Genomic DNA, 24,498 nt, shown 5'->3' with positions numbered 1-24,498 from the left:
CCTGATCCGATTATCTCGGAAGAGGGGGGCTGTTCATATTCATCCAAAGGATAGGATGCCAGCTTTTTGTGGATCGACAGAAGATGTAACGACCCTATTCTTGCCAGATCTTTTCGCCTGATACAACGCATCATCTGTCTTGCGAAATAACTGTTCCTTGCCGTCTCCGAGCTGATAACGACATAAACCGATACTAACCGTTATAGGATGGCCGCCGGCGTAGGGATGCTCCATCTGCTCAATGGTCAACCGCAGCTCCTCTGCTGCACTATAGGCTTCAGAACAGTTTCTATCTGTAAAAATAACCGCAAACTCTTCTCCACCGTAACGCGCGGCAAAATCATTAAGCCCGATCATCCCGCCCACTTTGGCTGCGACTTCCTTCAGCACCAGATCACCAACCCAGTGCCCATAAGTATCGTTCACCCGCTTGAAATTATCAATATCAAACAACGCTAGTTGCAGCATTAGCCCGTTGTTCTCACACTGTTCCAGCAAGGAATCAAGGTATTCATGGAAGGTCTTGTGATTGTACAATCCAGTCAGCGCATCAATCTTCAACAGCTTATCCGAAATGGCCCGCTCTACCAGCAAGCCCTGTTCTGATTTCGTTAACTGCTCCAGGTATTCCCCGGTTTCCTTCGACCTTATAATCACGGCCCGTGCCATAAGCATGAACAGTAAGAAAACAAACTCCATAGCAATAAATTCGAGCAGCGGCTTCTTCAGGTACACTCGTTCCAGGCCGAAGTATACCGCAGCGTAAAAGAATATGCTAAAAAGGCCCAGCGTGTACAGAAGCTTGCGATCAAAATAAATTAGCGAAATCATGATCGGCATCATCAGCGCCATCTGGGCGCCGTCCACAAAAGGCTCTATTACAAAATAAAATAAATAAGAAATGATAAAACCGCAGCCAACGATGGCTTGCTTGTGATACTGCAAAGTAGAACGCAGCCAAATCTCCGCAGAAGTCACAGTAATAACAATCAGGATATTGGAAGCAATGAACAGATATCCGCTTTCAGTCCCTGGACTGCTTTTTAGCCTAAGTTGATCCGCGCACAGCACAAAGAGAACTTGGGTGATCAGCATGAAAGCTAATACCATCCAGTACCCATTCAATATTCTACGGTGCCAGACCTCCGCATTCAGCGAATCAGTTGCTGCGACCATGTAGATCGATCCCCTACTTCTAACCCATGATATAATAGTTTACATTATAATAAATTAATATTGTTTTTGCATCTTTTATTTGCATTATTCGACAAAAATATTGCGAATAATGTCGAAAATTATGCACCAGCTATATTTCTCTCTGTTCACCAACTTTTCACAACTTTATAGAGCGCTTTCTGAATTTTTAAGTTATGATGTCTACAGAATTGTCACATTTAACCATTCCACAGGTGAGGGGGAGCAAAATGAAGTCTAAAATTGCACTTTTTCTATCATTATTCTGTGTTCTGATTCTCGCCGCCTGCACCAATAGCGGGAGCAACGTCGCCGGAAGCAGCACTAACGCTGCAAAGGAGCCTGAGATTCAAGCAGAGACCGAACTCGTCATCAAGGCTAAGAACTACAGCTTCGGCCAAGAGGAGTACCACCTGAAGAAGGGCATACCCGTTAAAATCATTTTCGAAAATGAAAGCGGTAATCACGGCATTCTCGTTCCCGAACTGAACCTGCAACTAAGCGGCAAAAAAAATACAAAAGTCATCGTCCCCGAGGAAACCGGAACCTTCCAAATGACCTGCTCCATCATGTGCGGCGCCGGCCACACCGGGATGGTCGCAAATGTGATCGTTGAGGAGTGAGGATTGGGGAGAACGGTGTGGAGAGTAGACAGGGTAGAACGGTTAGGTAGTGCCGTTAGGTAGTGCCGTTAGGTAGTGCGAAGTAGCGGTAGTATGCAGAAGATAGCGGCTGGGAGAACATCTGCTTGCTTTGGGGCAGCATGAACCTTATGGAAGTAACGGGAATTGTTCCTGTTATTTCGCCAAACCAATCAATATTCCTTATTTTAACTGGAAAAACTCCTGTTATTTCGCACTTTGGAATGCTCATTTGCTCCAACATGCGATATTAACGGGAGTTTTTCCAGTTAATCTTCGTAAACTGCATGTAATCCTTAATTTAACAGGAGAAATTCCAGTTATTCGACGACGGACTGCTAGGGCGTCTGTTAATGAGAGCTAGTTACTACAGCTAGTTACTACAATCACTTACTACTCCCACCTGCTTCTCTCACCCATTACTCTCACTTACTACTCTCACTTACTACTCTCAGTTACCCAGTCAATTTACCATGGTAGTTTCTTCAGCAGACAATCCAACCTATTTCCCGTAAACAGCTTTCTGCGAGAGGATATTTTCCTTCAGCTTCTCGTTCCCAAATCCACCTGGGTGAATGGCATTGGCTTCCGGGTAAAAGACCATTCGCAGCGAGGTGCCATCCTGAAGATGCACGCGCAAAAAAATCCGCCACTCATTCTTCGTACGGCTTGTTACAGCATAGATCTCCTTAAAATCAGATGCTTTTATCACCAACAGCTCCTCTTCAAAGGCCTTCGCTGCGTCAGGGTCAAAATACCTGATCAGGCTGCCGTCATTACCGCTTTCAATACTAACTTTACTAATCTTCCCCCCAATATCGAGTAAATCACCAATAGTCTGCGCCTGGGGATTGTCGCTCACTTCATAGATAGAATGGTTAGCCACCAACCGATACTCCGGCCGGTATCCTTTCAGTTCATAAATATCAGTGCCAACTGGTAGAAAAGCGGCATCTCCGTTCACCGTGATGTGGTCAGAACAAGCATTGTCGCTCAGCATGTAGGCTACCTCCCCTACCTTTTCACCGACCTGATCAGCTTTAACTTCTTGTGTACCTTCATAATTCCGCTGGTATTTGATGTTGTTGATCATCAATACATCTAACCATTCGATAATGGCGTCAGGACAATTTTGGTTGTTGTTTTGTCTATAGTCACTTCTGGGCTCAGACGTTGTATCTGGGTCCGCTCCTTCAGCAGTCCCCTTCATGGCTTTAGACCCCGCAGAAGCAGTTGATGTAGAAACGCTTCCCCTCTCCACATCCTCACAGCCTGAAATCAACAGAACTAGTAAAACTGGTAGCAACATTAAATTACGCTTTAGTTTCAAGGGTATCACCTCGATCATCAGACGACTCGTAGTTGGACAAAGTTACAGAATATGGAAGTCCATTTGTTTCTCTAAAAAAAGCCGGTCCCAAACGCAATACGCGTCGGGACCGGCTTTCTACCTTCATCCGTTATTCAACTGTCCTGTTCGATCAGTTGAATCCATTCATTATATTCAAGCTGCAGCTTGGAATATTCCGCCTGCAGGCTACGATACTCCTGATTGATCTTGTCCAATTCGTCCTGCTTAACCTCCGACTGGATCTGAAGCAATCGGAGTTGGCCTTGCGCCAGTTCGTAATGCTCCCCGACCTCGTTCAGCTGCTCCAGTACTGTCCTATGCTCCTGATGTGCTGCTTCCCGCTTCGCTTCAGCCTCCGTGGCCTCCTGCTGCCAGATCTCGATCTCCTCGCGAAGCTTGGCTTCCGCCTCGGCCCACTGCTGCTGACGCGCTGCCAGCTCATCATATCTGTGCTTCCAGGAAGCTCCGTACTCCTGAGCTTCTTTTAGCACATCCTGCTGCTCGGCTGCCGCAGCCGCCGCTTCGCGACTGGCCTCGGACAGCTCTTCGAGGCGGACCGCCATCTCCTCGCGTTCCTCCTCCAGCAGACGGTATCGCTCCTGAAGACGCTCCCCGTCCTGAAGAACTTCATCATACTGCGAGATCATGTCCTCATAACGGACTTGCAATGCCGCCAGATCCTTACGTACTTGCTCGCCCTCACCCACTAGCAACCCGTTCTGCTGCTCCGCTTCCGCACGCCGGAGAACTTCGTCGTCCAGCTTGTTCACCAAGCTATTCAACTGGCCTCGCAGGTCCTCGCTTTCTCGGTTCAGCCCCTGAGCCTTGTCTTCTGTCTCCAGGAGACTCATTTCCAGCTCATTGATTTCTTCCATACGCTTGTCAGCAAGCTCTCTATTGGAAGCCGCCTCACCCTCAGCACGGTCAAGCTTTTGCTGTATCTGGCTCAGACTGTCATCAGTTTCTCTCAGGGAGGTTCGCAGATCCGCAGCTTCCTTCACCGAAAGCTCGTAACGCTCGCGTAGCTCTTCCAGTTCCGAATCTAACACTTCGCTGAGCTCCGTTGTCGAGCGCAGCTCATCTCGGACACGGAGCAAGTTGTTCTTAGCTTCTTCCAGAGTATTCTGCAACACTGTCACTTCATTCTGTGACGTAGTATAGCGCTGACGCAACTCTTCCAATTCAGCGTCCAACATCTCACCGAGATCTGTTGAAGACTGAAGCTCTTTCTGAAGTTGGTTCAGGTTACCCTTGGATTCTTGTAGGTCTTCGCGGAGCCCCGCGATCTCCTCTTGTGAATCAGCATGACGTTGGCGCAACTCTTTCAGCTCAGTATTCAAGACTGCGCCCTGTTCGTTAGATGTGCGTAATTCTTCCTGCACCGCACTCAGATTGCTCTCGGCTTCCTCAAGGGAAACTTGCAGTACCTTAGCTTCCTCTTGTGCAGCCACATGACGCTGTCTCAGCTCTTCCAACTCAGCTTCCAGTATTTCACTTAGCTCTATGGACGAGCGCAGCTCTTCCTGCACACTGCTCAAGCTGCCCTTGGATTCTTGCAGGTCTTCACGGAGCCCCGTGATCTCCTCTTGTGAATTAGCATGGCGCTGGCGCAGCTCCTTAACTTCCCCTTGCGAAGCTACATGCAGCTGCTGCAGCTCCTTCAGCTCAGTATCCAAGACTTCGCCCAGTTCGCTGACTGTGCTCAATTCTTCCTGCACCGCTCTCAAGTTACTCTCAGCTTCCTCAAGAGAAACACGCAGCTCCTTAACCTCTTCTTGTGAATCAGCATGGCGCTGGCGCAGCTCTTTAACTTCTTCTTGTGAAGCGGTATAAAGCTGTTGCAGCTCCTTCAATTCCGTATCCAAAACCTCACCTAACTCGTTGGCTGTGCTCAATTCTTCCAGTACCACGTGTTGATTACTCTCAGCTTCCTTAAGTGAATCGCTTAGCTCCTTAACTTTCTCTTGTGAAGCAGTAAGAAGTTCCCGTAGCTCCTTAACTTCCTCTTCCGAAGCAACATGAAGCTGGCGCAACTCTTCCAGCTCAGCGTCCAACATCTCGCCCAGTTCCGTGGACGAATGCAGTTCTGCTTGAACATGGCTCACGCTGTTTTTGGCCTCTTCCAGAGCTTCGCGCAGCCCCGCGATCTCCTCTTGCGAAGCGCCATGGCGCTGACGCACTTCTTTCAGCTCAGCATCCAATGTTTCTCCCAGTTCGTTGGCTGTTCGCAATTCTCCTTGAACTGCGCTCAGATTGCTCTCCGCTTCCTCAAGGGATCCGCGCAACACTGTAACCTCATTCTGCGAGGCTTCATATCGCTGACGCTCTTCTCCAAGCTCAGCGTCCAACATCTCGCCCAGTTCGTTAGCTGTGCGCAGTTCTGCCTGAACAGCACTTAAGCCGCTCTCTGCTTCCCCAAGAGAACCGCGCAGCACTGCAACCTCATTCTGCGAGGAATCATAACGCTGACGCACTTCTTCCAGCTCACCACTAAGCGTTTCGCCAAGCGCTGTTGTAGCCTGAAGCTCCCCGCTGAGCTGTTCCTCGCGCTTGACAATAACTTCGTATTGCCCCAGCAGAGTAAGACGTGCTTCGCGTTCGCTCTTGACTCCAGCTTCCGCAGCCCGCAATCTGGACTGAAGCTGTCCGGTACCGCCACGAAGCTCGGCCAGTTGCTTCTCCAGCTCCTGCACGCTCTGCTTGTGCCTGTGCTCCTGTGCTCCCTGTGTCTGGCGCAGCTCCTTGTTCTTAGCCTGTTCCTTATCAAGCTCAACCTTGGTATCTTCAAGCTCCTTACCCAGCGTCGATTGGGCTTCTTCCAACGCTTGGCCAAGCTGAGTCTTCGTATCCTCGAGCTCCTTACCAAGCGCAGACTTCGTATCTGCTAATTCTTGACCAAGAAGCGCTCGCACTTCTTCCAGCTCTTTGCCAAGAGATTCTCGGGTTGTCGCAAGCTCTAACTCTGCAGCAGCCAGTGCCTCCACTTTCTCCTGCACCAGGACCTCTTGGATGCCCTCCAGTTTGAGAAGATGTGCAGCCTTCAGGTCTTCAAGCTGTGCCAGACGGACAGATTCTGCCTTGGCCAACTCCTTGCGGTTGTTCTCCCGCTGGGCCTTCTGTTCCTGCTCATAACCAGCCTTCAATTCCTTAAGCTCCTGCTCACGGGACTGAAGATCCTCGGTCAGCTTGTGGCGGGCTTCATCTGCAGCTTGCTCCGCTTCCAGCAGCTGCTGGAGATGCTGGGCCTGCTCCTGCTCACGCACTTCCAAATGCCGCTTGCGCTCTTCCTCGGTAGCGTCGATCAACCGCTTCGCCTCTTCTTTGGCCGCAGCGTCCAGACGTTCATATTCCTCCTGCCGTTCCCGCTGCACCTCGAGTAGGCGCGATACCTCCACCCGCAGTTCGCTGCGTTCTCCGGTCAGCATATTAACTTCCTTCTTGATGTCTTGCACTTGAAGCGCCTGCTCGGCCATATGTACAGCAGCCAGCACAGCAATGCGCGGTGTATCCAGTCGGTTATGGGATTTAGAGATTGCACGCATGTGTTCATCCACATAGTCTGCAACCTGTTTCATATAATCACTGCTGCTTCCTACAAGTTTATAAGAAGTTCCGTATATCTCCACGGCGACACGTGTCCGGTCCATAGCCACAATTGTGCCCTCCTTTATATATGTGCAGATTCTAAGCTGGTCTCCCTGCTTCCATTGTATCTGTATAGTTAAACATTTGGCAAAATGCTGCTCGAATCAGTAGATTGAACCGGGATTCCGCATGTTTGCCGCATGAAAAAAAGCCGCGGCGAATCTCGGTTTCTAATGGATTCGCTGCGGCTTTACACAATTCCTGCTACTTTCTCAATTCTGCGCCAAAAGTTTGCTGAAGCTCGGATAGTACCTTATCATGCACTTCTGCAACCTCTTCATCCGTCAAAGTATGTTCATTATGACGGTACACCAGAGAGAGAGCCACGCTCTTCTTCCCACTCTCCAGCTTGCCGCCGGTATAGAGATCAAATACCTGAACGTTCTTTAGCAGGCTTCCACCGTTCTCACGAATGGAATCCATCAATTGACCCGCTGGTACAGCTGTGTCCACAACCACTGCGATATCCCGCTCTACCCCTGGGAATCTTGGCAGCTCATGGTATTGCAGCTTGTTCCGGGCCGCTTCATACAGCGGCTGCAGTGAAACTTCAGCGACATAAGTATCGGTCAGATCAAGCTTCCGTTGCAACTCGGGATGAAGCTGGCCCAGCGTTCCGATTTTAACCGTACCGTCATGGCCTTTCAGCAGGATGGAAGCAGAGCGTCCTGGGTGGTAGCCTTCCGGCGCATCTCCTTCATATACTACTCGGCCAGTAAGACCCAAGTGGTCAAAGACGGTCTCAAGTGCTCCCTTCAGGTCGAAGAAGTCGACCGGCTGTACTGGCACGTTCCATTGTTTAGCAGCACGTGTTCCGCTGAGCAGCAGACCCAGCATCGGCAATTCATGCGGCTGACGAGTCAGCACTTCTTCTTCCGTGTAGAACACATTTCCGATCTCAAACAGTGCCAGATCGCTTTGGCGGCGATTCGTATTGTATCCAGCAATGTCAAGCAATTGCGGCAGAAGGCTAGTGCGCAGCACACTGCGTTCTTCGCTCATCGGCATCGCCAGCTTCACAGCCAGGCCTTCACCCGTCAGCGCAGGGAACAGCTTGCTTTGTTCTGGCTGAATGAAGGAGTAACCAAGTACCTCCTGATATCCGCCATGCGATAGCAAATGACGGACTTCACGACGGATCGCTTGTGATCTAGTTAAGGTTCCCGGAGTAGTAGGACCTTCAATCGGCGTTGTAGGGATATTATCGTACCCGTAAAGACGAGCGATTTCTTCAATAAGATCCACATCATAGCTAATATCGCCGCGTCTTGTTGGCACTTGCACTTCGATCAGCCCTTGAGCGGCATCACCGCATTTGAAATGCAGACGTCCGAACAATGTTTTGACTTCCAGCAGGGACAAATCTGTGCCAAGGTAACGATTCAGCTTATCCAGCGACAGCGTGAGAACCTTCTCTTCCACAACGTCCGTTCCGGCTTGAATGATACCTTCATGCACTGTACCACCTGCATACTTCGCAATAAGCGCTGCTGCGCGGTTAAGAGCAGGAATAACTCTATTCGGGTCCACTTCCTTCTCAAAACGCAGCGAAGCTTCCGAACGAAGGCCAAGCTGGCGTGAAGTTTTGCGAACCGTGCCACCGTCAAACTTGGCCGATTCCAGCACGATATTCACGGTGCTATCGGTAACTTCGGTCTCCAGACCACCCATCACACCGGCAAGCGCCACGGCTTTTGCCGCGTCGGTGATTACCAGCATGTGCGGCTCCAGCTTCCGCTCCTGTCCGTCCAGCGTAGTCAGTACTTCGTCTTCATCCGCAAGACGAACGCCAAGGATGCCTCCATCGATCGTATCCGCATCAAAAGCATGCAGCGGCTGTCCGTATTCAAGCATCACGTAGTTGGTAATATCCACGATGTTGTTGATGGGACGCACACCTGCTGCCATCAGACGGTTCTGAATCCACAGCGGGGAAGCCGCTGGCTTAACACCTGTAATATAACGCGCAGTATAATGGCTGCACAGTTCTTCATTCAGGATTCGAACGGAAATATCATTCGCGGCTGAACCTCCCGCCTCCACGATATCCTTCTCTGGCTGTGGAAGCTTCAGCTCACGGCCAAGAATCGCACTCACCTCGTAGGCAGCGCCAATCATGCTGAGACAGTCGGAACGGTTCGGTGTCAGGTCAAACTCCAGCACCTCGTCGTTCAGATCTAGCACTTTGGTAATGTCCAGACCAATTTCCGTAGATTCCGGCAGTACAAGAATGCCTTCCTGCAATTCCTTTGGCAACAGCTTGTCATTCAGGCCCAGTTCTTTGGCTGAACAGATCATCCCTTGGGACAACACGCCGCGCAGCTTCGCTTTCTTGATCACAAGTCCCGGTAGCTTCGCGCCTACAAGTGCAACAGGAACCTTTTGTCCGGCTTCGACGTTCTTCGCGCCGCAGACGATTTGCAGATCCTCGCCCTGTCCAGCGTCAACGATGCAGACATTCAATTTATCCGCGTCCGGATGTTTTTCTTTGGATTTGACATAGCCGGTAACAATGCCGGTAATGCCTTTATTACGATTTTCCACACCGTCGATCTCGATGCCTGCAGCCGTAATCTTCTCAGCCAGCTCATCGGCGGTTACTCCATCTAGCGATATATAATCACTCAACCATGACGTTGATACTTTCATTTCGGCTCACTTCCTCTTAATTCAATGTATTTATTCCGTACAAAAAACATTGCCAGCGGCCTGACAAATGCCTAGAGTCCCTTGAATTGCTTCACAAAACTCATGTCATTGTTATAGAAGTGACGGATATCGTCGATGCCGTACTTGAGCATTGCTATCCGCTCTACACCCATACCGAATGCGAAACCGCTGAATTCCTCAGGGTCATAACCACCCATACGCAGTACATTCGGATGCACCATCCCTGCACCAAGGATTTCTAGCCAGCCACTTTGCTTGCACAGACGGCAGCCTTCGCCGCCGCATTTGAAGCAGCTCACGTCTACCTCAACGCTTGGTTCTGTGAACGGGAAGAAGCTTGGACGCAGGCGAATGCCTGTGCTTGGCCCGAACAACTCCTGTACAAATTGTTGAAGTGTGCCCTTCAGGTCGCTCATACGGATATTCCGTCCGATCACCAGACCTTCAATCTGATGGAACTGGAAGGAGTGGGTTGCATCATCATCATCGCGGCGGAATACTTTGCCGGGACAGATGATTTTGACCGGAGCTTCACCCTTCATAGCTTGCATGGTACGGATCTGCACCGGAGAAGTCTGGGTGCGCATGAGCAAGTCTTCCGTCAAATAAAAGGAGTCCTGCATATCACGTGCCGGATGGTTCTTGGGCAGGTTGAGCGCCTCAAAGTTGTAATAATCAGTCTCCACTTCTGGACCTTCAGCCACACGATAGCCCATGCCGATGAAAACATCTTCGATCTCCTGCACCACTCTGCTGAGCGGGTGAATTCCGCCCTGCGGCAAACGGCGTCCTGGCAGAGTAACATCCACTTTCTCCGCTTGCAGACGGTTTTGCGTCTCCTGCTGCTGGAAAACTTCCTGCTTGGTTCCAATAATCTCTTCAATCGCACCCCGGACGATGTTGGCAACTTGCCCGATAACCGGACGTTCCTCAGCGCTCAAGCTGCCCATGCCGCGCAGCACCTCTGTCAGTTCACCTTTTTTCCCCAAGTATTTCACGCGCAAGTCATTAAGTACCTGCGGGTCTGAGACTTCCTGCAGCTTCGCCAGCGCTTCAGCCTTCAATGCTTCCAACTTTTCTTTCATGGCCGTGTACAGCCCCCTTCAATCATTGTGTAGTCAGCCAAGCCAACAAAAAAAGGCCTTTCCTCCCGGTAAGGGACGAAAAGACCGTGGTACCACCCTTGTTAGACAGCATAGCCTGTTTCGTTCAAGAGTATAATCTACACCCTTCACTAACAACAGTCCTGTCTCACTTTATGCAGAAGTAACGGTCTGCGGCCGGTATCCCCTACCCATTTCCAGAGGAGCTAAGCCTCTTAGATAATTTCAGGGAACTGCTCCGGAGTGAACTTCAGCAGCTCTGCATCCTTAGAAACGCTCTCAATCAACGGCGTCTCCTCCCTGTAAGTCAGGCACTGCGTACTCTTCTCCATCACTGCATTTGGTAGTTCTTTCAAATGTTCAATCATCTTTCCCTATGAAAAGATATGTCACTTTATTATATGCAAATTCATTGGCATTGGCAAGCCGGACAAATTTGGGCAAATCTTTATCTTCCCTTAAGCTGGCTTTAAGGTTCAAGGCCGGTTTTGGCCGCAATTTTCAGCTAGCATTCAGCCACATTTGATATTTTCAGGCGACAGCAAGTAATGATCCAGAAATTTAACGATTAGACGGAGGACAACGATGAAAAAGAAGAGAGTAGCAATACTGTCCATTGGGGCAGCGGCTGTCGTAACAGCTGGACTGCTGGTTTATGCCTATCTGCCTGACAAAAGCAGCGCTTTGGCAGAAGTTCCCCTTAATACGGCTGCTGTCACGAAGGGCGACATTGTGGTGAGTGTGACCGGTGCAGGATCTGTCACAGCTCCCCGTACGGGCAAGGTCAAGACCAAGGACTCCGGCAAAGTTTTAAAGGTATTAGTCAAGGAAGGCGATATCGTTAAGAAGGGACAAACTCTGATTACATTCGAAGGAGCAGACCTCAGCGATAATCTTCGGCAGGAAAAAAGCAATCTCGCCAACTTACAGTTGGACCTCGAAGACAAGCGAGAACAGTATCACAAGCTTGCTGACAGCGGTGCCCCAGAGGATCAAGTAAAAAGTTCCAAACGTTCGCTCGATAAAGCAAAGACAGATGTCGAGAATCAGCAATACAAAGTTGCCTCTGTAGAGGAATCAATGGTGCCGCCTGCTCCACTGACTGCAACCATTGACGGAACCGTTACGGCGGTAAATATTTCGGATGGTGAAAAAGCTATGGATGGCTCGGAACTGATTGACATTACTGATTATGCCAACCTCAGCGCTGTCGTTCAGGTTGATGAGCTCGACGTTCCATCGGTGGAACTGGGTATGCCGGCCTCCATTAAGCTAGACGCTTTGCCCGATAAGAAGTATCAGGGTAAGGTAACCGCTATTGCCAATGAAGGCACCAGCTCCAACGGTGTATCTCTGTTTGATGTTACAGTAGATTTGACAGACTCCAAGGGCGCACGTGCAGGAATGTCAGCAGAAGTGTCCATCACAACCGCCGAGAAAAAGGATGTTCTAACCGTGCCCATTGAAGCAGTCCGGGATAGAAACGGTACCTACATGGTCGCCGTGCCGGCAACCTCTGGAGCGGTCGGGACCGGGGAAGGGGCCGGGGCCGCAGGTACAGGGCAGGTTCCCGGTAGCGCAGGCGGCGCAGCTCCTGGCGGAACAAACGATAAGAGTAACACCGCTGGCTCGGGCGGCGCCCCTGTAGCAGGAAATCGTGGCGACTTTGGGGGTACAGCCAGTGGAAGCGGGGCTTACGGTGGTGGTGCCCGAGGCGCCCGCGGAGGTATGGGTCAAGCCGGGAAAGCAGGAACAGGCACTGGAACTGGAACTGGTACAACACCTGCCCAGCGAATGATCACTGTTGAAGTGGGCCTGCATGACGAGAGTCGCATGGAAATTACCAGCGGCCTTAAAGAAGGCGATCAAATCGTTATTCCAACCGTCATTTCTTCCGGTAATAGCGCAGCAGCTCAGCAAGGTCAAGGAGGTACAGGCTTTGGTGGTTTCGGCGGCTTTGGCGGCGGTGCGACCGGCGGTATTCCAGGGTCCGGTGGCTTCGGTGCAGGCGGAAGAAGCGGCGGTGGCTTTGGAGGTGGTGGCTCTGGCGGAGCCGGAGCTGGTACAGGCGGTGGCGGTACAGGGACTAGGGGTGGAGGACAATGAGTACATCAGGCACGCTAATCGAGGTCAGTGACATGAGTCATGGCTACACCATGGCTGGTGAGCGAATGACCGTCCTGAAGAACCTGTCGTTTACGATAAACTTTGGCGAGTTCGTAGCGATTATCGGCCCTTCCGGTTCCGGCAAGTCCACACTTATGAATATGCTCGGCTGCCTGGACGTTTCGGATACAGGCAGCTATCTTCTAGACGGACAAGAGATCCGCAAGCTATCCGACAACAAGCTTGCAGCCATACGTAACGAGAAAATCGGCTTTATTTTTCAAAGCTTCAATCTGCTTCCGAAGCTCTCAGCTGTGGAGAATGTGGAGCTTCCACTCGTCTATCGCGGACTATCGCAGCGGCAACGGCGACAGCTTGCCGAGGAAGCCTTGACCAAGGTCGGTCTGAGTGACCGCATGCACCATAGGCCGGCCGAACTGTCCGGTGGACAGCAGCAGCGGGTAGCCATTGCGCGGGCGATGGCAGGCTCCCCGCCCATCCTGCTTGCCGACGAGCCCACTGGGGCACTCGACACCCGGACCGGCAAGGAAGTGATGGGAATGATCAGACAACTGAACGAGCAAGGCCATACGATTATCCTGATTACGCATGATCTGGAGATAGCTGAACAGGCCAACCGCATCATACGTATACAGGATGGCAATCTCGTGGAAGATCGGAGGAAGGCGTAGGTGAAGTTATTTCAAAGCATGAGAATGGCATTAAAAAGCATCTACAGCAGCAAGGTCCGGTCTTTGCTCACCATGCTGGGGATTATAATCGGCGTCTCTTCCGTCATTATTCTGGTATCCGTAGGCCAGGGTACCACCTCACAGATTACCGAGCAGTTAAACGGATTAGGGACCAACCAATTGACTGTCAACATCACCGGACGCGGAGCAACCACCTCCCTCACCTATGATGAAGCGCTGGCGCTGGGCGATATACCAGGTGTCAAGGATGTCGCACCAGTAATCAGTGGTAATGTGACGGCCAAGCATAACACAGATAATGTCAGTGTCTCTGTGGAAGGCATTACGCCTTCCTATGAGAATGTGAAGGATTTTCACGTCCAATCCGGGCGTTTTCTACTGGATATTGATACCCAGTATCGGCAAAAGGTCGCCCTGATCGGCTCCAGTACAGCCACTGATTTGTTTGGCACAGATAGTCCTGTCGGACAGACTGTCCAGTTAAATGGTATCAGCTACAAAATCGTCGGCTTGCTGGAGACCAAGGGCAGCAGCCTTGGGGGCTCCAACGACGATAAGATCCTGATTCCGATCTCTACGGCAGAACGTCAGTTGCAAAGCAAAGGCGTGCGCTCCATTACGATTGCTACCACCTCGGCAGATACTGTAGCTACGGTTAAGAGTCGACTTGAATCCATTTTAGCCGCCAAATTCAGCAATGCTACCAACGCCTACACGGTATTCGACTCCCAGCAAATGCTGGATACAGTCAATTCCACAACCAACACGCTGTCAATGGCGCTCGCTGGCATCGCCGGAATCTCGCTGCTGGTTGGCGGTATCGGCATCATGAACATTATGATTGTATCGGTTAATGAAAGAACACGAGAGATTGGGGTTCGCAAAGCAATCGGAGCCAAGAAGCTCGATATTCTCGTCCAGTTCATGATTGAATCCGTAGTCCTTAGTGGCCTAGGAGGTATCATCGGTGTAGGAATAGGTGTTGGGGGCAGCTGGCTGCTCGGCAAGTATTCCCCTTTGTCGGTATCCATCGCCTGGAATATGGTGCTGGTATCGTTCCTCTTTTCCCTATTGATCGGTGTAGTCTTCGGAATGATGCCCGCGAATAAGGCAGCAAGACTGCGGCCAATTCATGCACTCCGTGTTGACTAAGCACCTGCACGGTCAAAATACTGGTAAGATCGACTGTCACCTCCCATGATTTTATGGGGAGGTGGCAGTTTTTTGCGATTAGATGGACAATCCTCTGCACTACTTGGTTGCAAACTATGTACTAGGTCGCGGAAGCCGGAATATGAATAAGGCAACAGGACCCTGCAACACTTTTGAGTTTTAGAGTAGATGAAACAATGAATGCCTTCTGCTCCTGCCTTCTGCTTTCTGCAAATATTACATAATAGATAAACCTGTATGTGAGATTTGTAAATTCTGGTATAGTAAAGAAAACTACCATTTGTACTGGGTAATATGGTGAGACTGAAATCCCGCCGTGAATAGGTTTGAAGGAGTGAATGAAAGTGGCTGATATGTACGAAGTTAGCCTAAGAAGAAAATTAATTCTATTATTCTCCTCTATCTCTGTGCTTCTGATCGGCATCAGCATTGCTTCACTGGTCTATTTGAATAACACCATCAACAAACTATCAAGTTTCCTGGACAGCAATATGTACCACAGCTCCGAACAAATCCTGAGTGCAGACCATGATCCCCATCAGGCGGCGCTCAGCGATGCCGAGCAGTTACATCATGAATTCCAAAGCAAGAAATTTACTCTGCTTGCCCTGTTCGCAATTCTGTTATCCGGGCTCCTCTTGGTTATTGTTTATCTGGGCCGTAAAATCCTCACCCTCCAAAATGAAAAGCTGGAAGAACAGAACCTCTATCAGTTGATCGGTGAGAAAATGTCCGACTTCATTATTCTGACTGATCCGAACGGCCTGATCCTGTACGCCTCCCCTTCCCACTCAGTTATTCTCGGCTATGTTCCACAAAAAGGCGCACCCCTATCCAATTATATCCGGGAGCCGGAGATTGCGTGGGCCAAGCTGAAAAGCGTTGTTCAAGGAACTCCGCGGACCTCAGAACTGCGTATGCGTGGCTCCGAGGGGCATTGGGTATGGCTGGAGACCAAAGTCACACCTGTGCAGGACAGTGCTGCCTTTCCAGCGCAATTTATGCTGGTATCCCGGGAAATTACCCAGCGGAAGCAGTATGAAGAACGGCTGCACAAGCTAGCCTTCTATGATCATCTGACCTCCATCCCCAATCGGGCGCATTTCATCATGTACATGGAAAATCTGATCTCGCAGCCGCCGGAGCGCAGGCAGGAGGTTGCCCTCGCAATGCTCGACTGCGACCGCTTCAAGCAGCTCAATGACACACTGGGTCATCTTGCAGGCGACGAGTTCCTACAGCTGCTCTCTGGTGAACTGCAGCAGACAGTCAAAGGCGTGGGCCAGGCCTTCCGCATTGGTGGAGATGAATTCGCAGTGGTACTACACCGCTTTACAAGCCCTGAGAGACTTGAGGAAATGTTAAAACGGGTGCTTCAACTGTTCAGCAAATCATGGTCTTTGCAGAATAGCTCCAGCTTCCATACCTCGGCCAGCATCGGCGTAGCTCTCTATCCGCAGCACGGCAATACCATTAATGAACTGCTTCATGCCGCCGATGTTGCGATGTATTACTCCAAAAACTGCGGCGGTAATCAGTCCAATCTCTACGACCCCAATATGGAAGAAGAATATATTGAGCAGAAGAATAGCTGAGGCGGCAGATTGCTTCTCCCCATAGTTAAAAGGCTGTTCACCTGGACTACCGCTACGATAGGTCCAGATGAACAGCCTTTTTGGGTTAACCCTCATTTATACTTCAACTTAGTCGCGCTTCCGCTAGGCGCTCACCTGTCGGCAACCGACCTCCGTTAGATCATTAATTGCAAATGTTCCACGGTTGCCTCGCCGTTCCCTTGTTCACGCTCGAGGATCAGCACCCGGAAGACATCTTCCCCTGGAGGACAGTCGATAAAACGATCGCCTTCCCCGTCCTTCTCTTCCCAGTCATTCAGACGCAGAATGTAGCCAATGGATTCGACTTCCGGCATCACTTCTATGCGGGCTACCGCGCGTCCATCCTCCAATGTCCGAAAATCACACTGGCCATCCTGAATGCCAGTATCCCATACCCACAAGTTCCAGCCCCGGTAATCGCCGTCTGGACGCTCATAATGCACCTCAATCACCTTGGAGCGGGGGGCTGGTTCTCCATACACATCGTATAGCACCATCATGGACAGTCCTTCAATCTCCACCTCGCCGCCTTCAATCAGCCGGAAGGCATCTTGACCGGCAGCAGTGTGATCCACCACCACATTCCAGCGTTCAGCGACATTTGGAAGACAGAGGGTTACAGTCCCTGGATTGGCGTTAAAAATAACAACAATATTCCGCCACGAGTCGCCCCCCGCATGATTCTTGAGTATATAGGACACAATCCCGCTGTCGCAGCGCAGAATTTCCAGACAGCGTTCAATCTCCTCGCGTCCATGCAGACGAAATGCCGGATGGGAACGCCGTAACGCAATCAAGCCTTTATAATATTGAAATACAGGTTTGAATACCTGCTTGTTACCCCAATGAATCCCATTGATGGTATCGCTGCTTCGGTAGCTGTTATGGTCGCCATACTTGCTACGTAACAGTTCATCCCCGGCATGGAGGAACGGTATGCCCTGTGAAGTCAGTACAATCCCATTGGCCAAAAGAGAACGGCGAACCGTCTCATTCTTCAAAATGTCCCCTTTGTCCACAGTGACATAAGGATCGGCCAAAGCGACAGCGGCCTCTACACTGCCTCCATTCTTCAGCCTGCCGTTCTCTAGTTCCGGTAGAGCGGCATTTTCTCGCAGGCCTTGAACGGTCAATATTTTATCCCACAAATTCAGGTTGTCATGAGCTGTAGTATAGTTCACTGTTTCCACCGGCGAGTCGGCAAAATCATAAATTGCCCCCTGGATACCTGACGCAACCTCGCCCTCCTTACCGTATTCCCCGGTGGCAAATCCCTTACCCCCGCCGTCACTGTCCCCTTTGATGGCCGAACGGAAGTTGTCGTTGAACACGGCGTAGCCTTTGCCTCTCTGCACGCCCTTCAGCGTCTTGTCCGGCAGCGGGGAATCTCCGCCTGTCCATGGTTCGCCGTACAAGAGCAGCTCGGGATTAATCTCCAGCCGCAGCTCCTCGGCAATCTCCCGCATCGTTACAAGGTCCATCAGTCCCATAAGATCAAACCGGAAACCGTCGATATGATATTCCGTTGCCCAGTAGGCCAGGGAATCTTTAATATATTTGCGCACCATTGGACGTTCCGTAGCAACTTCATTTCCTACACCTGAACCATTAGATAATTGACCGTACACATCACGGCGGTAGAAATAATCTGGCGCCAGCCCATCAAAAGGACCTTTTTCCACCGAAAAGGTATGATTGTAGACTACATCCATGATCACAGAGATCCCGTGACTGTGCAGTACCTGCACCAGTTCTTTAAGTTCAAGGATACGGGCAGCCGGATCAGAAGGATTAGTGCTATAGGAACCTTCCGGTACATTATAATTCTGTGGGTCATAACCCCAGTTATAGTCGGTAAAATGCGGCGCTGCCGCACTTGGTCCGTCCTGCTTCAGCTCATCAACCGTCTGATAATCGAACACTGGCAGTAAATGTACATGAGTAATGCCCAGCTCAACCAGATGGTCAATACCGAGAGAATTCCCGTCTGCATCCGTTAGCCCGTTCTCGGTGAAAGCTTTGAAGAGGCCCTTGTACTGCATGCCGGAGCTACTATGCGAGGAGAAATCACGCACATGCAGCTCATAAATAATGGCGTCCGACGGGTGAGCCAGTGTCGGCGAGATATCGCTGTTCCAGTTCAGTGGATCGGTATCTCTCAGGTCCACAATCGCTGTCCGGATACCGTTGGCCGATACGGCCACAGCATAAGGGTCCACAGCCTCCCGGATGGTTCCATCGGAGAAAACAGACCGGTACATGTAGTAATTCCCTTTAACATCACCATGAACTGTGGTGTGCCATACGCCCGTATCCTGGTGCTGCATCTGTACGATCTTACCGTTGTCCTTGATTCCGCTTCCAGCTTCCGGCAGATTATTATTTCCACCGGTCTCATACAACACCAGGGACACGGCAAAGGCCGCGGGTGCCCAGACTTTGAACACACTGCTCCTAGGTGTATACGTTATCCCCAGATCCTTGCCCTCGTAAAATTCCACCGCAGATCCTGCATTTATATAATTGCTGTTCATTCGTCATCACCATCCTGAGTCACTCCCAGTTCTTACAACGCGGAGCTTTTAAGTCCATATATTTCCATTAAAGACCATATTAATACTTGCACTGCTCTGCAAGACATCTATAAGAATTCAGGTCATTGCTTCCCCTACATATTACTATAATATGTAGCCGTAAGTTCACATGTTTGGGTTTATCCCTATACTTCCTACCTACTATTATACTATCGGTGTACACCCCTCTGCATTTAAGTTGTCCAAAGAACACAACCGTTGTATGGAGAAAGTATAATGTCCACCGAATGACAGACACCAGAATCAATTTCATAATGCGCATTTCACTTATTGATTTATGAAATGGATTCACCAATATAAAATATTGGCTGCGTACCCAAACCCATAAAAAAACCGGCCCCATAGGGCCGGCAAAAGAAGTCGGAAAAGTGAGTAAAACGGGAAAAACCTTGGCGAAATCTTACTTGTTGATACTTTGCACCAGCGCAGCCACTTCTTCAGCAGTACCGAGTTGCAGCGCTTTAGCAGCTAAATCCTTCATATCGGCCGCGGACAGCTTGGAAATCTGGCTACGCGCCGGCAGGATGGAGGTGGCACTCATGCTGAATTCATCAAGACCGAGACCGAGCAGCAACGGAATCGCTGTGCTGTCGCCAGCCATTTCGCCGCACATACCGGTCCATTTGCCTTCGGCATGGGCAGCATCGATGACGATTTTGATGAGACGTAGGATAGCTGGGTTGTACGGTTGATACAGGTAGGATACCTGTTCGTTCATCCGGTCAGCAGCCATTGTGTATTGGATCAAATCGTTCGTTCCAATACTGAAAAAGTCCACTTCCTTGGCGAACTGATCAGCCAGCACCGCTGTGGATGGAATCTCCACCATAATGCCGAGCTGGATGTTCTCGGATACTTCCTTGCCTTCTGCAATCAGATTGCTCTTCTCTTCAAGCAACAGATCGCGGGCTGCACGGAATTCACCAAGCGTAGCAATCATTGGGAACATGATGCGCAGATCACCGTGCACGCTTGCTCTCAGGAGCGCGCGAAGCTGCGTGCGGAAGATCTCCTGACGATCCAGACAAAGACGGATCGCACGGTAGCCGAGGAATGGATTCATTTCCTTTGGCAGATCCAGATACGGCAGTTCCTTGTCACCGCCAATGTCCAGCGTACGTACAACAACCGGCTTGCCTTTCATATTCTCCAGCACCGTGCGATACGCATTGTACTGAACCTCTTCGGACGGCAGTTTGTCACGACCCATGTAGAGGAATTCTGTACGGTAAAGCCCTACAGCTTCCCCACCATTGTCGATAACTCCGTTCACATCGTTCGGAGTCCCGATGTTCGCAGCCAGTTCCACATGCTTGCCATCTGCCGAAACGGTTGGCTCATCACGAAGCTTTTTCCATTCTGCAATTTGCAGATTGTAAGCTTCCTGCTTCTTCTTATATTCAGCGACTTCGTCATCGCTTGGATTAATAAGGACATCTCCGCTAAGTCCGTCGATGATCACAAGATCGCCCGACTTCACTTGGCTAAGCACATTCTTCGTTCCCACAACCGCTGGAATCTCTAGCGAGCGGGCCATAATGGCCGAGTGGGATGTACGTCCACCAATGTTGGTAGTGAAGCCTTTGACGTACTGACGGTTCAACTGCGCTGTATCGGAAGGTGTCAGGTCTTCAGCGATAACGATGACTTCTTCGCGGATTTCAGCAGGGCTCACATAGTGAATACCGAGCAGATGGTTCAGCACACGTTTGGTCACATCGCGCATATCAGCAGCTCGTTCCTGGAGGTACGCGCTCTTCATGTTCTCGAACATCTCAATAAATTGTGCGGCAACTACATTCAATGCATAATCCGCATTGACCAGTTCCTCACGAATTTTATCAGTTACAGGGCTTATCAGCTCTGGGTCTTCAAGAATCAGCAGATGCGATTCGAAAATCTCCGCTTTTTTCTCACCCAGTTCAGCCAAAGTGCGTTCCTTGATGGCCGTCAGCTCGGCTTTGGACTTCTCCAACGCGTCATTCAGCTTGGCAACTTCCGCTTCGGTGTCGCTGATGGCTGTCTTTGCAATGGAATAATCCGGGTGTTCCAGGATAAACGCACGGGCTACTGCAATCCCTGCTGAAGCCGCGATTCCTGAAATCTTACTCATGAACTTCTCCCAGCCCTTCTTTAACCATGATTTCTTGAAGGGCGTTCAAAGCTTCTGCTTCTTCGCTGCCTTCAGTAATCAGGGTCAAGGTGTCGCCTGCTTCAAGACCAAGGGACAATACGCCCAGGATAGATTTCAGTGTTACTTTCTTGCCTTTAGCTTCTGCAAAAGCTTCAGTGCCTTTGAATTTTGTAGCTGTATTCACCAGCGCTGTTGCCGGACGGGCGTGAATTCCATCTTCGTCGATAATTCTGAATGTTGTTTGCATAATATCCAACTCGCTTTCTAGGTATAAGTTAATTTATGGTGAAAGACCTTCCTCTCCCTTTAAATTATAAAGGAAGTGTTAGGCCATTGCACATTACTGGATGGTGATAATATCCTTGTCGCCAATGGATACCTTACCTGGTTTCTTGAGCGTAACCGAGGAACCTTCAGGCAGATTAGAGAATATAACCGGTGATATAACGGAAGGCGCATGAGCCTTCACATACTCCAAGTCCACTTCCATAATCGGCTGTCCAGCCGCTACAAGATCCCCTTCTTCTACAAGAATAGTGAATCCCTGGCCCTTCAGCTTGACGGTGTTCACACCGATATGAACAAGAACTTCCTTGCCCCCATCAGACATGATGCCGATCGCATGCTTACTTGGGAATACATTGAATACCTTTCCGTTTACCGGTGAAGCGATTTTACCGTCATCCGATAGGAAGGCGAAGCCATCACCTGTCATTTTTTGCGAGAACACGGCATCTGGAACCTGCGTAATATCCAGCAGCTCCCCGTTTACTGGTGACACAATATCCTCAGGGATCATTGCATCGTCCTCTTCACCGGCTTGCTTCTCAAGAACAGGCTGCGGGGCATCCGCGGCCGGAGAAGGTGTTCTACCGCTAATGACATCCTGAATCTGTGACTTGATTGTATCGGAACGAGTGCCGAAGATTGCTTGCACGTTGTTACCGACCTCCAGCACACCAGAGGCGCCCAGCTTCTTCAGCCGGTTCTTATCGACCCCACCTTTATCCTTAACCTCAACCCGTAAGCGGGTAATGCAGGCATCCAGATGGGTAATGTTCTCTTTGCCGCCCAGGGCGGCCAATATATTACGCGGCAGATCATCTCCGCTGGTAGACACGCTAGCTGTATTAACCTCAGCGTCTTCACTCTTGTCCTCACGACCAGGTGTCTTGAGGTTAAACTTGCGAATAACGAACCGGAATCCGAAGTAATAGATCACCGCGAGAACCAGTCCTACTGGAATCACTAACCACCAGTGTGTACGGTTCGGGATAATCCCGAAGAGCACAAAGTCGATAAAGCCGCCGGAGAACGTCATCCCAATCTTCACATTCAGAAGATGCATGGTCATAAAGGAAAGTCCGGCAAATACGGCGTGCACCGCGAACAATAATGGAGCTACGAACAGGAATGAGAATTCCAGCGGCTCGGTAATCCCCGTCAGGAACGAGGTCAGCGCAGCGGAAATCATCAAACTGCCGACAATTTTCTTGTTCTCTGGTCTTGCCTCATGGTAGATCGCCAGCGCCGCAGCTGGAAGTCCGAACATCATGAACGGATATTTACCTGTAGTAAACGTACCCGCTGTGAACGGCACACCATCGCGAAGCTGTTGCATGAAGATGCGCTGATCGCCGCGAATCAGGTCGCCGGCTTTATCGACATAACTGCCGAACTCATACCAGAACGGCGAATAGAAGATATGGTGCAAGCCGAACGGAATGAGTGAACGCTCGATCAAACCGAAAATAAAGGCGGCAAGTGTCTTGTTGGTATCGATCATGCTCTGCGATACATAGTTCAAACCGTGCTGAATCGGTGGCCATACCAACGTCAAGACAAGGCCAAGGATCAGCGACGTAACCGCAGTCATGATTGGAACGAATCGTTTACCTGCGAAAAATCCAAGGTAGGATGGCAGTTCGATTTTGAAAAACCTCGTGTACATTGAAGCCGCTAGAATCCCGACGAGAATACCGCCAAAGACCCCAGTTTGCAGTGTTGGAATCCCTAAAACATTAGCATAGGCAAAGTTGCCCTGACTGAGTACATAATCATTAACGCCTACTACCGTACCCATCGTAATGTTCATTACGAGATAACCAATGATCGCTGCAAGCCCCGCCACGCCTTCGCCGCCAGCCAAACCAATGGCAACACCGACTGCGAACAGCAGCGACAGATTGTTAAAGACTACTTGCCCCGAGTTCATCAATACGTTAGCAATAGCTTGAACTACGCTATTCTCCAGCGCAGGCACGTATTGAAGAAAGTCAGGGTTCACCAGCATATTGCCGATCCCAAGAAGCAGGCCAGCCGCAGGCAAGATCGCCACTGGAAGCATCAGCGCTTTGCCGACTCTTTGCAGGACGCCAAATAGCTTTTTGAACATTGTGGTCACTTCCTTAGTTTCTTAATGTTCATTCAACAGAAACCAACAAAGTCAAAAAAGGCATGAGCAATACAGCATACAGGTTGTATCTAACTCTAAAGTTAGATTACCCCAACAGGGGATTAAACAACCAAAATACTGTAAATCACTCATGCCTGATCGTATCAGTTACACGTTGGATATTCTGTTTTGTTACTTAACTGAACCCAGTTTAGCACCGTTTATTTGAACTTGCAAGCCACTTTTGCAAAAAAACTCATTGGTCGCTACTACTCCGCCGCATATCTGCCTCATCTTCTTTTTTCTGAGCTAGGCGCTGCAAATGTATCGTCAGGTAACTTACCTCTGCGGGATACACAGGGATGCGCATACGCTGCTCAATCACCTTGGTCAACTTCCAGGATAACGAATACATCTCAGGATACTCGCGCTTCATAAGTCCATCCAGTGACGACGTCTCCTGCACCGCTTCACCCCGGCGCAGCCTCTCCAATACAAACCGCAGATGAGTCACGAGCCGGGAGTAATCCAGCGATTCGCGTGGAATATGATACTCGAGAATGTTCTCTACCAGATTCACAAGGTCCCCGATGAGTTGGGAGTGCTCCTTAACCTCCGAAATATGTCTGTTGCTGATCGCACTGACAATATGCAATGCAACGAAACCCACTTCATCTGCCGGGAGCGTAACGCCCATAGCCTCGTTAATCCGGTCGACCGCATATTCAGCCATGCTGTATTCCTCGGGATAAATCTCCTTGGTCTCATACAGAAACGGATTATGAATGGCAATGTCCTGTTCATGGCGACGTATGGCAAATGAGATATGGTCGGTAAGGGCAATATGAATATGCTCATTCAGCGGCTGACGGCTGCTGTGCATGATATGAAGTACAATCTCCTGAACTACCTCAATCAGCCTCTCATCGACCTGAGGAACTAGCTGTTTATATTGTTCCTGCTCCTCGCGGCTGCGGAGAATGAACATCTTCTCAACGGAGGACAGATTAATATGATCGCGTACTTTGCGGTTAAAGCCAATCCCCTTGCCAATCACGACTACTTCGGCATATTGGGGATGCTCGGCAATGATAACATTGTTATTCAATACCTTGGCTACGGTGATACTGCTCAATAAAGACACCTCTTTTAATTCTGAATCC

At 50.1% G+C, this 24,498-nt stretch carries 15 protein-coding genes and 1 other annotated feature; of the genes, 5 read left to right on the top strand and 10 right to left on the bottom strand.

Going from position 1 to position 24,498, the window contains the following annotated elements:
* Positions 1–39: 39 nt before the first annotated feature.
* A complete protein-coding gene (locus ACFVRY_RS09825; protein WP_387499644.1) occupies positions 40–1,176 on the bottom strand; it encodes a GGDEF domain-containing protein in 1,137 nt (378 codons plus the stop codon).
* A gap of 248 nt (positions 1,177–1,424) precedes the next feature.
* Here ACFVRY_RS09825 and ACFVRY_RS09820 point away from each other — a divergent pair, with 248 nt between their 5' ends.
* A complete protein-coding gene (locus tag ACFVRY_RS09820; RefSeq protein ID WP_387499642.1) occupies positions 1,425–1,817 on the top strand; it encodes a cytochrome C oxidase subunit II in 393 nt (130 codons plus the stop codon).
* Between the two features lie 520 nt (positions 1,818–2,337).
* Here ACFVRY_RS09820 and ACFVRY_RS09815 read toward each other — a convergent pair.
* From ACFVRY_RS09815 to pheS, 4 genes are all read right to left on the bottom strand, one after another.
* Positions 2,338–3,144, bottom strand: a complete 807-nt coding sequence (locus ACFVRY_RS09815) for a hypothetical protein (protein ID WP_387499640.1) — start codon at positions 3,142–3,144, stop codon at positions 2,338–2,340.
* A 155-nt stretch (positions 3,145–3,299) separates the two neighbouring features.
* Complete coding sequence (gene zapA / locus ACFVRY_RS09810) at positions 3,300–6,833, bottom strand: cell division protein ZapA (RefSeq protein ID WP_483875146.1); 3,534 nt, start codon at positions 6,831–6,833, stop codon at positions 3,300–3,302.
* Positions 6,834–7,035: 202 nt separating this feature from the next.
* Positions 7,036–9,480, bottom strand: a complete 2,445-nt coding sequence (pheT, locus tag ACFVRY_RS09805; RefSeq protein ID WP_387499636.1) for a phenylalanine--tRNA ligase subunit beta — start codon at positions 9,478–9,480, stop codon at positions 7,036–7,038.
* A 71-nt stretch (positions 9,481–9,551) separates the two neighbouring features.
* Positions 9,552–10,586 (bottom strand): phenylalanine--tRNA ligase subunit alpha, encoded by a 1,035-nt coding sequence (gene pheS / locus ACFVRY_RS09800; RefSeq protein ID WP_387499634.1) that lies wholly within the window; start codon positions 10,584–10,586, stop codon positions 9,552–9,554.
* A 68-nt stretch (positions 10,587–10,654) separates the two neighbouring features.
* Positions 10,655–10,948, bottom strand: a binding site (T-box leader).
* A 241-nt stretch (positions 10,949–11,189) separates the two neighbouring features.
* Here pheS and ACFVRY_RS09790 point away from each other — a divergent pair.
* The 4 genes from ACFVRY_RS09790 to ACFVRY_RS09775 all read left to right on the top strand — a co-directional run bounded on the left by ACFVRY_RS09790 (position 11,190) and on the right by ACFVRY_RS09775 (position 16,191).
* Positions 11,190–12,710 (top strand): efflux RND transporter periplasmic adaptor subunit, encoded by a 1,521-nt coding sequence (locus ACFVRY_RS09790; protein ID WP_387499630.1) that lies wholly within the window; start codon positions 11,190–11,192, stop codon positions 12,708–12,710.
* Positions 12,707–13,402, top strand: coding sequence for an ABC transporter ATP-binding protein (locus ACFVRY_RS09785; protein ID WP_387499628.1), 696 nt, complete (start codon positions 12,707–12,709; stop codon positions 13,400–13,402). The genes ACFVRY_RS09790 and ACFVRY_RS09785 overlap by 4 nt, the downstream gene beginning before the upstream one ends.
* A complete protein-coding gene (locus ACFVRY_RS09780; protein WP_387499626.1) occupies positions 13,403–14,575 on the top strand; it encodes an ABC transporter permease in 1,173 nt (390 codons plus the stop codon).
* 374 nt (positions 14,576–14,949) lie between these two features.
* The gene (locus ACFVRY_RS09775; protein ID WP_387499740.1) at positions 14,950–16,191 is read left to right on the top strand and encodes a diguanylate cyclase domain-containing protein; all 1,242 of its coding nucleotides are present in this window, start codon (positions 14,950–14,952) and stop codon (positions 16,189–16,191) included.
* A 155-nt stretch (positions 16,192–16,346) separates the two neighbouring features.
* Here ACFVRY_RS09775 and pulA read toward each other — a convergent pair whose 3' ends face one another.
* From pulA to glcT, 5 genes are all read right to left on the bottom strand, one after another.
* Entirely contained in the window at positions 16,347–18,746 is a 2,400-nt protein-coding gene (gene pulA / locus ACFVRY_RS09770) for a type I pullulanase (protein WP_387499624.1), read from the bottom strand.
* Positions 18,747–19,206: 460 nt separating this feature from the next.
* Complete coding sequence (gene ptsP, locus ACFVRY_RS09765; protein ID WP_387499622.1) at positions 19,207–20,919, bottom strand: phosphoenolpyruvate--protein phosphotransferase; 1,713 nt, start codon at positions 20,917–20,919, stop codon at positions 19,207–19,209.
* Positions 20,912–21,187, bottom strand: a complete 276-nt coding sequence (locus ACFVRY_RS09760; protein WP_175374104.1) for an HPr family phosphocarrier protein — start codon at positions 21,185–21,187, stop codon at positions 20,912–20,914. Before ACFVRY_RS09760 ends, ptsP begins: the two co-directional genes overlap by 8 nt.
* A 93-nt stretch (positions 21,188–21,280) precedes the next feature.
* Positions 21,281–23,335, bottom strand: coding sequence for a glucose-specific PTS transporter subunit IIBC (ptsG, locus tag ACFVRY_RS09755; protein ID WP_387499620.1), 2,055 nt, complete (start codon positions 23,333–23,335; stop codon positions 21,281–21,283).
* Between the two features lie 256 nt (positions 23,336–23,591).
* The gene (gene glcT, locus ACFVRY_RS09750; RefSeq protein ID WP_387499618.1) at positions 23,592–24,470 is read right to left on the bottom strand and encodes a glucose PTS transporter transcription antiterminator GlcT; all 879 of its coding nucleotides are present in this window, start codon (positions 24,468–24,470) and stop codon (positions 23,592–23,594) included.
* Positions 24,471–24,498 lie beyond the last annotated feature (28 nt).

The organism is Paenibacillus sp. NPDC057934 (assembly GCF_042887565.1).
Lineage (GTDB): Bacteria > Bacillota > Bacilli > Paenibacillales > Paenibacillaceae > Paenibacillus_AQ.
This window is presented reverse-complemented; position numbering and strand designations above follow the sequence as displayed.

Coding starts and splice junctions, on each gene's coding strand:
- ACFVRY_RS09825 (WP_387499644.1), bottom strand. CDS start 1,176: ATGGTCGCAGCAACTGATTCGCTGAATGCGGAGGTCTGGCACCGTAGA.
- ACFVRY_RS09820 (WP_387499642.1), top strand. CDS start 1,425: ATGAAGTCTAAAATTGCACTTTTTCTATCATTATTCTGTGTTCTGATT.
- ACFVRY_RS09815 (WP_387499640.1), bottom strand. CDS start 3,144: ATGTTGCTACCAGTTTTACTAGTTCTGTTGATTTCAGGCTGTGAGGAT.
- zapA (WP_483875146.1), bottom strand. CDS start 6,833: ATGGACCGGACACGTGTCGCCGTGGAGATATACGGAACTTCTTATAAA.
- pheT (WP_387499636.1), bottom strand. CDS start 9,480: ATGAAAGTATCAACGTCATGGTTGAGTGATTATATATCGCTAGATGGA.
- pheS (WP_387499634.1), bottom strand. CDS start 10,586: ATGAAAGAAAAGTTGGAAGCATTGAAGGCTGAAGCGCTGGCGAAGCTG.
- ACFVRY_RS09790 (WP_387499630.1), top strand. CDS start 11,190: ATGAAAAAGAAGAGAGTAGCAATACTGTCCATTGGGGCAGCGGCTGTC.
- ACFVRY_RS09785 (WP_387499628.1), top strand. CDS start 12,707: ATGAGTACATCAGGCACGCTAATCGAGGTCAGTGACATGAGTCATGGC.
- ACFVRY_RS09775 (WP_387499740.1), top strand. CDS start 14,950: ATGTACGAAGTTAGCCTAAGAAGAAAATTAATTCTATTATTCTCCTCT.
- pulA (WP_387499624.1), bottom strand. CDS start 18,746: ATGAACAGCAATTATATAAATGCAGGATCTGCGGTGGAATTTTACGAG.
- ptsP (WP_387499622.1), bottom strand. CDS start 20,919: ATGAGTAAGATTTCAGGAATCGCGGCTTCAGCAGGGATTGCAGTAGCC.
- ACFVRY_RS09760 (WP_175374104.1), bottom strand. CDS start 21,187: ATGCAAACAACATTCAGAATTATCGACGAAGATGGAATTCACGCCCGT.
- ptsG (WP_387499620.1), bottom strand. CDS start 23,335: ATGTTCAAAAAGCTATTTGGCGTCCTGCAAAGAGTCGGCAAAGCGCTG.